11 protein-coding genes are annotated in these 12,179 nt (G+C 65.2%); 6 read left to right on the forward strand and 5 right to left on the reverse strand.

Features of this window, described 5'->3' with window-relative positions:
* Entirely contained in the window at positions 1–696 is a 696-nt protein-coding gene (locus AC4PRM_RS10020; RefSeq protein WP_492039734.1) for a DUF1499 domain-containing protein, read from the reverse strand.
* 4 nt (positions 697–700) lie between these two features.
* Positions 701–2,329, reverse strand: coding sequence for a long-chain-fatty-acid--CoA ligase (locus AC4PRM_RS10025; RefSeq protein WP_492039735.1), 1,629 nt, complete (start codon positions 2,327–2,329; stop codon positions 701–703).
* Between the two features lie 149 nt (positions 2,330–2,478).
* On the opposite strand from AC4PRM_RS10025, the gene AC4PRM_RS10030 reads away from it, so the two are divergent.
* On the forward strand, positions 2,479–3,075 hold the full coding sequence (locus tag AC4PRM_RS10030; RefSeq protein WP_492039736.1) for a hypothetical protein: 597 nt from the start codon (positions 2,479–2,481) through the stop codon (positions 3,073–3,075).
* 26 nt (positions 3,076–3,101) lie between these two features.
* The gene (udk, locus tag AC4PRM_RS10035; RefSeq protein WP_492039737.1) at positions 3,102–3,749 is read left to right on the forward strand and encodes a uridine kinase; all 648 of its coding nucleotides are present in this window, start codon (positions 3,102–3,104) and stop codon (positions 3,747–3,749) included.
* 3 nt (positions 3,750–3,752) lie between these two features.
* Here the strand turns inward: udk and pdxH are convergent, their stop codons facing one another.
* Positions 3,753–4,427, reverse strand: a complete 675-nt coding sequence (gene pdxH / locus AC4PRM_RS10040) for a pyridoxamine 5'-phosphate oxidase (RefSeq protein WP_492039738.1) — start codon at positions 4,425–4,427, stop codon at positions 3,753–3,755.
* A 91-nt stretch (positions 4,428–4,518) separates the two neighbouring features.
* On the opposite strand from pdxH, the gene AC4PRM_RS10045 reads away from it, so the two are divergent.
* The 3 genes from AC4PRM_RS10045 to AC4PRM_RS10055 all read left to right on the forward strand — a co-directional run bounded on the left by AC4PRM_RS10045 (position 4,519) and on the right by AC4PRM_RS10055 (position 7,488).
* The gene (locus AC4PRM_RS10045) at positions 4,519–5,253 is read left to right on the forward strand and encodes a DnaJ C-terminal domain-containing protein (protein ID WP_492039739.1); all 735 of its coding nucleotides are present in this window, start codon (positions 4,519–4,521) and stop codon (positions 5,251–5,253) included.
* Positions 5,254–5,265: 12 nt separating this feature from the next.
* Entirely contained in the window at positions 5,266–6,351 is a 1,086-nt protein-coding gene (aroC, locus tag AC4PRM_RS10050) for a chorismate synthase (protein ID WP_492039740.1), read from the forward strand.
* Between the two features lie 441 nt (positions 6,352–6,792).
* On the forward strand, positions 6,793–7,488 hold the full coding sequence (locus AC4PRM_RS10055; RefSeq protein ID WP_492039741.1) for a pirin family protein: 696 nt from the start codon (positions 6,793–6,795) through the stop codon (positions 7,486–7,488).
* Between the two features lie 214 nt (positions 7,489–7,702).
* On the opposite strand, the gene lon is transcribed toward AC4PRM_RS10055, so the two are convergent.
* Complete coding sequence (gene lon / locus AC4PRM_RS10060) at positions 7,703–10,114, reverse strand: endopeptidase La (protein WP_492039742.1); 2,412 nt, start codon at positions 10,112–10,114, stop codon at positions 7,703–7,705.
* 225 nt (positions 10,115–10,339) lie between these two features.
* Between lon and AC4PRM_RS10065 the strand changes: the two genes are divergently transcribed.
* Positions 10,340–10,663: a hypothetical protein gene (locus tag AC4PRM_RS10065; RefSeq protein WP_492039743.1), complete on the forward strand. Its 324-nt coding sequence runs from the start codon at positions 10,340–10,342 to the stop codon at positions 10,661–10,663.
* A 65-nt stretch (positions 10,664–10,728) separates the two neighbouring features.
* Here AC4PRM_RS10065 and clpX read toward each other — a convergent pair whose 3' ends face one another.
* On the reverse strand, positions 10,729–12,006 hold the full coding sequence (gene clpX, locus AC4PRM_RS10070) for an ATP-dependent Clp protease ATP-binding subunit ClpX (RefSeq protein WP_373258396.1): 1,278 nt from the start codon (positions 12,004–12,006) through the stop codon (positions 10,729–10,731).
* Positions 12,007–12,179: the final 173 nt, after the last annotated feature.

The raw sequence follows: 12,179 nt of genomic DNA on the forward strand, positions 1-12,179 counted from the left end.
CTATTCCGACGTCTGCAACGCCCGGCTGATCTCACCGGCCAGACGACAGGCTTCGCTCCCGTGCGAACGCCCATCCCGCGCCGCGACGCGGACGTCCGTGCGGCCCGGCCGGATTCGCACCACCGCGTCATGGGTGAAGCCGAACCAGAAGCCGGTCCGATCACCGTCTGCCCGGGCCACGAACGCCCCGCGCGCCGTAAATCCTGCTGCCTGCAAGGCCTCATAGGCCCTCTGGGGCGCGACCTGGCGCAAAACAGGCTGGGCTGCCGGACAGGCCTCCGGGCCAATGGCCGATGCCGGGCCGCCGGTACCGCGAGCCGCCTGAACACTGTCAGCAAAGCCCGGTCTGTCGTCCGGATTGGTGCTGACATCCTCCGGCAGCCCCTCGGCCAGCCGCGCCTTCTGCCAGGCAAAGGCCCCGAGCGTTGCCACAGAGATGACGAGGCCTGCGACCACATAGAGCCCCAGACGCTTCAGCTCGCCGCGCGCCACGACCGCCGCAGCCACCGCCGCTACGACACCGACGAACGCCAGCCCCCAGGCCACCTGAAGCGCCAGCAGGTCATAACCCACCGACGCCCCCCAGAACCCCAGCGAGGTCCCGAACGCCGCGATCAACAGCAGGAACGGCGCGGCCAGGGTGACCAGCGTCAGGCCCTGAACCAGCCCCTCATGCCTTGGCCGTGTTCGGGCCATGCGCTCAGGCCGCCGTCGGGATGCGATAGTCCTTCATCCGCTCGCGGATCAGCTTCTTGTCGACCTTGCCGGTCGCGCCCAGAGGGATGTCCTCCACGAAGACCACATCGTCGGGCATCCACCATTTGGCGATCTTGCCGACCAGGAAGTCCAGGTGCTCCTGCTTGTCCTCGGTCTGGCCGGGCTTCAACTTGATGATCAGCACCGGCCGCTCGTCCCATTTGGGATGCGCCGCGCCGATTACGGCAGCGAGTTCGACCTTGGGATGGCCCACGGCGATGTTCTCGATCTCGATCGAGCTGATCCACTCCCCACCCGACTTGATCACATCCTTGGCGCGGTCGGTGATCTGCATGAAACCATGCTCGTCGATGGTCGAGACGTCGCCCGTATCAAAGAAGCCCTCGGTGTCCAGGATCGGCGTCTCGTCGTTGAAATAGGCCCCGGCGATGGTCGGGCCCTTGATCATCAGCCGCCCGTAGGTGTGGCCGTCGTGCGGCATCTCCTGACCGGCATAGTTCTTCAGCTTCAACTCGACTCCCAGCGGCGGCGTGCCCTGCTTGACCCGCCACTTCATCTGCTCGTCGTATGGCAGGGCGCGCAGCTCCGGCGTCATGTTGGACAGGGTGCCGATGGGCGAGGTCTCGGTCATGCCCCAGCCCTGCAGCACCTCGATGCCGAACTCGTCATGGAAGGCCCGGATCAGGCTTTCGGGCACCGCCGAGCCGCCGATCAGCACGCGCTTGACGGTCGGGATCTTCAGCTTGTGCTCGCGCAGGTGGGCCAGAAGCCCCTGCCACACCGTCGGCACGGCGGCGGAGAAGGTCACGCCTTCGCTCTCGATCAGCTCGTAGATGGCCGCACCATCCATGCGGGCACCCGGCATGACCAGCTTGGACCCCGCGCCGGGTGCCCCGAAGGCGATGCCCCAGGCATTGGCGTGGAACATCGGCACGACCGGCAGGATCACCTCGCTCGGCGTCGCGCCCAGCACCGTGGTCTGCAGACCCAACAGCGTGTGAATGAAGTTGGAGCGGTGCGAATACAGCACCCCCTTGGGGTTGCCGGTCGTGCCCGAGGTGTAGCAGAGGCCGCATGCGGTCTGCTCGTCGAAGTCGCCCCAGACCACATCCTCGGACGCGCCTTCCAGCAGGTCCTCATAGCATTCCAGGCCGGGCAGCTCGACGGCGGGCATATGCGCCCGGTCGGTCATGACCACGACACGTTCGACCTTGGGACAGTGCGGCAGCACCGCCTGCAACAACGGCACGAAGGTCAGGTCGACGAAAATGACCCGGTCGCCGCCGTGGTTGATGATGTAGACCAGTTGCTCCGGGAACAGGCGCGGGTTCAGGGTGTGGCACACAGCGCCGATCCCCATGATGCCATACCAGGTCTCGATATGGTTGCCGGTGTTCCAGGCCAGGGTGCCGATGCGGTCACCGACCTGGACGCCCCATCCCTGCAGGACGCTGGACACCCGCTTGGCTCGCGCGTGAATGTCGGCATAGGTGGTGCGGACGATGGGGCCTTCGACCGACCGGGTCACGACCTCACGTGCGCCGTGCCAGTTCTTGGCGTGGTCCAGTATCTTGTCGACCGTCAGCGGCCAGTCCTGCATCAATCCAAGCATCAGCGTCCCTCGCTCTGCGCCTACGACCTGAGGCACTTGGAAATACGGTAACCGAGGTGAGCGTCGATTAGCAACGTGACGCTGGGTCAGCTTATGGGCTTTTCACCAAGACCATGCGTTATGATTGATCCGTTTGCAGGAGCGCGTCGATGATCATCAGGACCCACACCCTCGTTGCCGTCGCACTGGTCGCCCTGGCGGCGTGCGATCAGGCCAGTCAGGCCCCCGAACCCACCACCGGCACCCCCGCGCCAGCAGAGACACCCTCCGTAGAAGAACCACAGCGCCTGGCCATGCAAGGCGGCCTGACGATCGATGGCGAGGGCCTGCGCCATTTCTCGCCAGAGGGAGCCGCAACGCCTATCCCGTTCGGGACTGCTCAGAATGCTGTTCTCACCGCTGTGGCGACCAGCCTCGGTGGCAACGCCCCGGCGATCCGAACCAATGGCGAGTGCGGCGCCGGACCCACGCAGTTTGCGCGTTTCCGCAATGGTCTTCAGCTTGATTTCCAGGCTCAGCGCTTCGTCGGCTGGACCCTGGACCAGCCTGGCCTGACCACAACTGATGGCGTCGGCGTCGGCTCCGCCAGATCGACGGTCGAGAACAGCCGGACGGTTCAACTGGTGCCGAACTCCACCCTCGGCGTCGAGTTCTCATCCGGAGACCTCGGCGGCTTTTTCGATGGCACCGGAGCGGAGGCGAAGGTCGTCAGCCTGTACGCCGGCCAAACCTGCTTCTTCCGTTAGAGGCGGTCCGGCGGTACAGCCACGCCATGACCATCCTCATCGCGATCACCGGCGGCTCTGGCTCCGGCAAGAGCACTCTTGCTGAAGCGCTCGTCGCCTCACTGGCACCGGGCTCAGCCGTTCTGATGCGGGAAGACAGCTATTATCGCGACGCCGCCAGTCTGCCCGGCTTCGATGCGGCCACCTTCGATTTCGATGACGTGACCGCCCGCGACCACGAGCTGATGGTCCGCGACCTGCGCACGCTCAAGTCAGGCAAGGACATTGTGGCCCCGGTCTATTCCTTCATCCACCACGGCCGCGAGCCCGGCGGCGAGCCCGTTCGGGCCGCCGAGGTCGTGATCGTCGAAGGCACCCATGTGCTGTGCACGCCAGATCTGGTCGATCTGTTCGACATCCGCATCTTCGTGGACACGCCTGCCGACATCCGCTTCATCCGCCGCCTGCTGCGCGATCAGAGCGAGCGAGGGCGCACCGCCGATTCCGTCGTCGCCCAGTATCTGGCTACCGTCCGCCCCGGCCACGAACGCCTGACCGAGCCGTCGCGGGTCCGGGCCGACTTCATCATCGCCGATGCGACCGCCGCCGTGCGTCTGGAAGACACCCAGGCCGTCGTACGCCTGGCCGCACCCGTCCTGGCCCACCCGCTGCTGGCAGGGCTCAAGTCCGCCTAGATCTCAGGGCCAGAGCCGGGTCTTCGTCCACCCCTGCCCGTGCCGGTCGAACCGCAACCGGTCGTGCAGGCGGAACGGCCGGTCCCGCCAGAACTCGACGCTGTCCGGCATCACGCGCCAGCCGGTCCAGTGTTCGGGCCGCGGGACGTCCTGTCCGTCGAACCGCGCCGTCTCTTCGGCCACCGCCGCCTGAAGCGCCGCACGACTGTCCAGCGGCCGCGACTGATCCGAGGCCCAGGCCCCGATCCGGCTCTCGCGCGCCCGGCTGGCGAAATAGGCGTCGGCTTCGGCCGCACTGACCGGCTCCAGCCGCCCGCGCACCCGCACCTGACGCCTCAGGCTCTTCCAGTGAAACAGCAGGGCCGCAGCGGGCGTCGCGCTCACTTGCCGGCCCTTGGCGCTCTCGCGATTGGAATAGAAGGTCAGGCCGCGATCATCGACATCCTTCAACAACACCATTCGGCTGTCGGGCAGGCCGTCGGCGTCCACGGTCGACAGACACATGGCGTTGGAATCATTGATCTCATGCATCCGCGCCTGCGCCAGCCATTCGACGATCAGGCTGATCGGCTCATCCCGGTCAAAGATCGTCTCGTCGCCATTGGCGGCCAGCGCGGCGGCATAGTCCCGATCATACTCTTCGCGGGTCGGGCTGGGCGGGATCACGGGTGCGGTCATGGGTTCCAGATAGACCCTGACCGATGCTTTTGGGAGAGGCATTCTGTCACGGTTAACCGCGCGTTGACCCTGTTCTGCGCCCATTGGGGTCATGTCGTCGCGCGCCACATCCGAAATCGCCTCGATCGCAGAGGCCCACGCCCTGCTCGGCCTCGATGGCCCGGCCGACGGCGAGGCGCTGAAGGCGGCCTTCCGCCGCGCCATCAAGGCGGCCCGGCCCGACCTGATCGGCGGCAATGAAGACCATTTCCGGCGCGTGATCGCGGCCTGGGGTCTGATCCGCATGCAAGGTGCCGGACATCTCGCCCTGCCCGCGCCGAAGGCTCGCCCTGCTGGCCTAACCGTCGTCGCCATCTCGCCCAACCAGGCCCTGGAAGGTGGCGCGGTCGTGGTCCATCTCGGCAAACGCACCCTGCGCGTGCGGGTCCCAGCCGGCCTGCGGACCGGGGACCACGTCCGCCTGACCGGGGCAGCCCCTGACGGCAACGACCTGTATCTGCCCGTCCTGATCCGCCCGACGGCCAGCCTGCGGATCATGGGCGACGACGTCTACATGCGTTGGCCGGTGTCACAGCGCCTGCTGGACGACGGCGGCCGCATCGAGATCGAGACCCATGCCGGCCCGCGCTCGGCCTGGATCGTCGCAGGATTGTCGGCCACCACGACCCAGCTCCGCCTCAAGGGCCTGGGACTTCCTGCCCGGGGGCGACGCCCCCAAGGCCATCTGTTCGTGACGCTGGAACCCAGCGCCGACGCCCCCTCCTCCGCCGACGACCTGCTGGCCCGGTTCACGCGGGTCTGGACGCCGGACCGGCTGGCGGCTTAAGCGTCAGGGACCATGTCCCACAACACCTTCGGCCATCTGTTTCGCGTGACCACCTGGGGCGAGAGCCACGGGCCGGCCATCGGCTGCGTCATCGACGGCTGTCCGCCCCTGATCCCCCTGACCGAGGCCGACCTTCAACCCTGGCTGGACCGCCGCAAACCGGGCGGAAGTCGTTTCGTCACCCAGCGCAGCGAGAGCGACACCGCCCGCATCCTGTCCGGCGTCTTCGACGACGGAAACGGACCCGTGACCACCGGCACCCCCATCGCCATCGAGATCCAGAACGAGGACGCCCGCTCCAAGGACTATGGCCAGATCGCCCGCGCCTATCGCCCCGGCCATGCCGACCTGACCTACCAGACCAAATACGGCGTGCGCGATTATCGGGGCGGCGGCCGCTCGTCGGCGCGCGAGACGGCCATGCGCGTCGCCGCCGGTGCCGTGGCGCGCAAGGTTCTGGGGCCAGACATCCGCATCCGCGCGGGCGTTGTCCAGCTGGGGCCGCATCGCCTGACGGACGATCACATCGATTTCGACGCCGTCTACGACAACCCCCTGTTCGCAGCCTCCGGTACGTTGGGCACAGAGTGGGAGGCCTATCTGGACGGCGTGCGCAAGGCAGGCTCCTCCATCGGGGCCGTCGTGGCGCTGGAGATCACGGGCGTCCCTGCCGGCTGGGGCAGTCCCCTCTATGGCAAGCTGGATGCCGAACTGGCCGCCGCCCTGATGTCGATCAATGCCGTCAAGGGCGTGGAGATCGGTGCCGGTTTCGCCTCCGCCGAGCTCTCGGGCGAGGAGAACGCCGACCAGATGCGCATCGGCGAGGACGGCCAGCCCGTCTTCCTGTCCAACCATGCGGGCGGCGTCCTGGGCGGCATTTCGACGGGTCAGCCCCTGACGGCCCGCGTCGCCTTCAAGCCCACCTCCTCCATCCTGACCCCGCGCCAGACCATCACCCGCGACGGCACCGAGACCGACTTGCGCACCAAGGGTCGCCACGACCCCTGCGTCGCCCTGCGCGGCGTGCCGGTGGTGGAGGCCATGGCGGCCTGCGTCCTGGCCGATGCGATGCTGAGGCATCGGGCGCAGATGGGGTGAGCAGACAGCCCGTTCGACATGTCGGATGGAGAAAGACTTTCAAGGTCTGGGTCGCCCATGCGAACTTCGACTATGGGGTAGTTCTCGGACTGCCTCTGGCGGCTCTGACTATTGTGGCGATCTGGCTGATCGCTGACCCCCAATACCCAGGCAAGGCGGTCACGGGTCATATAGTAGGTCTGACGACCTTAGGCAGGGGTAGCACCAGCGGCGTCATAGCTGTCGTAGACGGGCTGTCGATTAAGGTTTCGGCCCCGCTCCATTTTGGCTGTGAAGCTGGCGAAACCGTAAAGCTACGGGAGTTCGGCTGGCGCTGGGGACGGTATTATCAGTTGGACGTCGTGCCAGACCCTTGCCCTTCAGCCTCTTTCCGCCACTAGAACTGTTACCTATATAGGCGTCAGCGAGGTTTCTAACCCTCGGTTTCCCGGGAGCATCCCCATGATCGACGTCAGACCTTTCAAAAGCCTGGGCGGAGCCAACCACGGTTGGCTTGACGCCAAACACCACTTCTCCTTCGCCAACTACTATGACCCCAATCGCATGAGCTGGGGCCGGTTGCGCGTGTGGAACGACGACACCATCGCCGCCAAGTCGGGCTTTCCGCCCCACCCCCACTCGGACATGGAAATCATCACCTATGTCCGCACCGGGGCCATCACCCATGAGGATTCCATGGGCAACAAGGGCCGCACCGGAGCGGGCGACGTCCAGGTGATGAGCGCAGGCACCGGCGTGCGCCATTCCGAGTTCAACCTCGAGAACGAGCCCACCACCCTGTTCCAGATCTGGATCGAGGCCGACAAGCGCGGCGCGACACCCAGCTGGGGTGCCAAGGTCTTCCCCAAGAGCGACCGCACCGGACAGTTTTCGGTGCTCGCCTCCGGCGACACCACCGATGACGCCCTGACCATCAATGCCGATGCCAAGGTACTGGGGGCTACGCTGAATGCGGGTGAAAGCCTGACCTACAGCCTGGCCAAGGGCCGCCGCGCCTATCTGGTGCCTGCGGTCGGCGAGGTCGAGGTCAACGGGGTGAAGCTGAAGCCCCGCGACGGTGCCGCCATCGCGGACGAGCCGACCATCACGATCACCGCCAAGGCCGACGCCGAACTGGTGATGGTGGATTCGCTCTGACTCACCTCCACACGCGCGAAGGCGCGTGGGGAGGACAGATCGCGCAGCGATCAGGAGGGGGCGGCGCGGACAGGAGGGATTAGCGATCTATTGGCAACCGCCGGTGCCGCCCCCTCCTGGCATCCTTCGGACGCCTGTCCTCCCCATCGGCCTGCGCCGATGGGGAGGTGAAAGAAAACCCCGCCCGGAGCGATCCGGGCGGGGTTCTCTTCGATCAGTGCGTGGCGACCACGGTACCGGGGTCCTGCACCGGCTGCGGCGCAGGCAGAGGCTCGGCCACCTCGTCCCATTCCACCGGGGTCAGCGACCCGGTCAGGGCCCATTTCAGGGCCTCATCCGCCGTCTTGATCGGGACGATCTCCAGCGCCGACTTCACATTGTCGGGCACATCGGCGAGGTCCTTCTCGTTCTCCTCGGGGATCAGCACCGTCTTGATACCGGAGCGAAGCGCGGCCAGCAGCTTTTCCTTCAGGCCGCCAATGGCTGTGACCCGACCGCGCAGGGTGATCTCGCCGGTCATGGCGATGTCCTTGCGGATCGGAATGCCCGTCAGAACCGAGACCATCGCCACCGTCATGGCCACGCCCGCCGAGGGACCGTCCTTGGGCGTCGCGCCGTCCGGCACGTGCACGTGGATGTCGGTCTTCTCGAACACAGGCGGCTTGACGCCGAAGCTCAGAGCGCGCGCCCGCGTGTAGGAGGCCGCAGCTGACACACTCTCCTTCATCACCTCTTTCAGGTTGCCGGTGACGGTCATGCGGCCGCGCCCGGGCATCTTGATCGCCTCGATGGTCAGGATGTCGCCGCCGAACTCGGTCCAGGCCAGACCCGTGACGATGCCGACCTGATCCTCTTCGTCCGTCTCGCCATAGCGGAACTTCTTCACGCCCGCATAGTCGGCCAGCTTGGCCGCATCGACCGTGATCGACAGCGTCTTCTCCTTGGACATCTCACGCACGGCCTTGCGGGCCAGGCCGCCCAGCGCCCGCTCCAGTGACCGCACCCCGGCCTCCCGCGTATAGTAGCGGATCAGGTCGCGGATGGTCTCGTCCGGCACCACGAACTCGGCCGGCGTCACGCCATTGTCCTTGGTCACCTTGGGCAGGACGTGCCGCTTGGCGATCTCGACCTTCTCGTCCTCGGTATACCCACTGACCCGGATGATCTCCATCCGGTCCATCAAGGGCTGAGGCATGTTCAGGCTGTTCGCCGTGGTCACGAACATGATGTTCGACAGGTCATAGTCGACCTCCAGATAGTGGTCGCCGAACGCATTGTTCTGCGCCGGGTCCAGCACCTCCAGCAGGGCACTGGAAGGGTCGCCCCGCCAGTCGGCGCCCAGCTTGTCGATCTCGTCCAGCAGGATGAAGGCGTTGGTGGTCTTCACCTTCTTCATGGACTGGATGATCTTGCCGGGCATGGAGCCGATGTAGGTCCGGCGGTGACCGCGGATTTCGGCCTCGTCACGCATCCCGCCCAGCGACATGCGGACGTATTCACGGCCCGTCGCCTTGGCAATCGACTTGGCCAGCGAGGTCTTGCCGACGCCGGGAGGGCCGACGAGGCACAGGATCGGGCCTTTCAGGCTGTTGGTGCGCGCCTGTACCGCCAGATACTCGATGATCCGTTCCTTGACCTTCTCCAGGCCGTAGTGATCCTCCTCGAGGATGTCCTCGGCCTTGGCGAGGTCGATCGGCTTCTGTTTGGTCTTGCCCCACGGGATCGACAGCAGCCAGTCCAGATAGTTGCGCACCACCGTGGATTCTGCCGACATCGGGCTCATGTTGCGCAGCTTCTTGACCTCGGCCTCGGCCTTGGCGCGAGCCTCCTTTGACAGGCGCGTCTTACGTATGCGCTTCTCCAGCTCCATGATCTCGTCACGGCTGTCGTCGGTCTCGCCCAGCTCGCGCTGGATCGCCTTCATCTGCTCGTTCAGATAATATTCGCGCTGGGTCTTCTCCATCTGGCGCTTCACGCGCGAGCGGATCTTCTTCTCGACCTGCAGGACCGAAATCTCGCCTTCCATCAGGCCATAGACCTTCTCCAGCCGCTCGGGCACGGCGAAGGTTTCCAGCAGACCCTGTTTGTCGGTGATCTTGACCGACAGATGGGCCGCCACGCTGTCGGCCAGCTTGGACGGATCGGTGATCTGGGGGATGGAGCTCAAGGCCTCGGGCGGCACCTTCTTGTTCAGCTTTACATAATTTTCGAACTGCTCGATCACCGCGCGCAGCAGGGCCTCGGACTGAGCCGGTTCGCCGGCATCCTCCTCGATCTCGACGGCCTCGGCCTCGAAGTAATCCGTGCGGTCGGTGAAGCGGGTCAGACGCGCACGACTCTTGCCCTCCACCAGCACCTTCACCGTGCCATCGGGCAGTTTCAGCAGTTGCAGCACGGTCGCCAGCACACCGATCGGATAGATGGCATCGGCCGCCGGATCATCGTCGACGCTGTTCTTCTGGGTCGCCAGCAGGATCTGCTTTTCACCCTTCATGATCTCGTCCAGCGCTTTCACGGACTTTTCGCGCCCGACGAACAGCGGCACGACCATGTGCGGGAACACGACGATGTCACGCAGCGGCAGAACAGGCAGTGTCTTGGTCGCGGGATTTTGGGTCTCGGTCATTCTCGTACTTTCCGGGGTCGTCGTTGATCTCTGACCCGCCGAGGGGGCGTCCGGAACAAGGGGCCCCGGCGTTTCGACTCGGCCCACATTCCGTGGCCTTCGGATCAGTATGTGGTTCGTGCACGCCCCGGTTCAAGCGTCGCCGCGCGATAGCGGTGGACCGTTGCACGCAACCCGCACGGCAGCTTGGCCGTTAGCGGTGCCATAGACAGGGAGAAGACCACCATGCGTATGCTGATCCTGACCACTGCCACCATGTCCGCCCTGGCCCTGGCTGCCTGCAATCAACCGACCGAAAGCCCCCCTGCTCCGGCTGCGGATGACAATGCCATCGACGCCGTGGCCATCGACAAGAATGCCTTGCCACCTGCCCCCGTCGTTCAGGCCCCGCGCCCGGCGCGGGCGGCACCGGCACCGTCTGTTGCAGCAGAGGAAGAGGTCGCCACGCCTGCAGAGGCCTCCACAGAGGGCACGATGGCTGGCCCAAGCCCGGCGGTCCGCGAGGCAGCCAAGGAAGAGGCTGAAGCCACCAACCTACGCCCCAGCTGATCTACGACTGAAAAGGGCGGATCCGCTGCCGGACCCGCCCTTGTCGTTGTTATATTGAACTGAACCTACGCCGCGCTGTCGGGCGTCGCGGTCTTCTTGGACTTGGTCTCGGCATAGATCAGCAGCGGCTGGGCCTTGCCCTCGATCACCTCGGCATTGACCACGACCTCTTCTACGCCTTCGAAGGTCGGCAGTTCGAACATAGTCTCCAGCAAGATGCCCTCCAGAATGGAGCGCAGGCCGCGCGCGCCGGTCTTGCGAGTGATGGCCTTCTTGGCCACGGCAATCAGGGCGTCGTCGGTGAAGGTCAGATCGACATTCTCCATCTCGAACAGACGCTTGTACTGCTTGACCAGGGCGTTCTTCGGCTCGGTCAGGATGGTGACCAGCGCCGCCTCGTCCAGGTCTTCCAGCGTCGCCAGCACGGGCAGACGACCGATGAACTCCGGGATCAGACCGAACCGCATCAGGTCGTCAGGCTCGACCTGTTTCAGCACGTCGCCCATGCGGCGCTCGTCGACTTCCTTGACCTTGGCACCGAAGCCGATCGAGGCCCCCTCACCACGCGCGGAGATGACCTTCTCGAGGCCCGCGAACGCGCCGCCGACGATGAACAGGATGTTAGCCGTGTCGACCTGCAGGAATTCCTGCTGCGGATGCTTGCGTCCACCCTGCGGCGGCACGGAAGCGACCGTACCTTCCATGATCTTCAGCAAAGCCTGCTGCACACCCTCGCCTGACACGTCGCGCGTGATCGAGGGATTGTCGGACTTGCGCGAAATCTTGTCGATCTCGTCGATGTAGACGATGCCGCGCTGGGCCCGCTCGACGTTGTAATCCGAAGCCTGAAGCAGCTTCAGAATGATGTTCTCGACATCCTCGCCCACATAACCGGCTTCGGTCAGGGTCGTTGCGTCGGCCATGGTGAAGGGCACGTCAATGATGCGTGCCAGCGTCTGGGCCAGCAACGTCTTGCCCGAGCCGGTCGGCCCGATCAGCATGATGTTCGACTTGGCCAGTTCGACGTCGTTGTTCTTGGCCGCGTGGTTCAGACGCTTGTAGTGGTTGTGGACCGCGACGCTCAGCACCTTCTTGGCGTGGCTCTGGCCGATCACATAGTCGTCCAGGACGTCGCGGATTTCCTTGGGCGTCGGTACGCCGTCCTTGGTCTTGGAGAAGGAAATCTTGTGCTCTTCACGGATGATATCCATGCACAGTTCGACGCATTCATCGCAGATGAACACGGTCGGCCCGGCGATGAGCTTGCGCACCTCGTGCTGGCTCTTCCCGCAGAAGGAGCAGTAGAGGGTGCTTTTGGCATCTGTGCCGGCGGCTTTGGTCATCGGGCCTTCTCACTCCCGCGGTTCACCCCGATATGAGGCGAAACGCGCTTACCTCGCGTTGATTCCCCAACAATGGGCGCGAAGGTCTTCAAAAAATGACAATCACTCATACGGACGCTCGCCACAAGCCCGCCCAAGCGTGGCAGATGCGGATAGCGGACGGAACACTGTTC

This window comes from Brevundimonas sp. DW-iso22 (assembly GCF_058725425.1).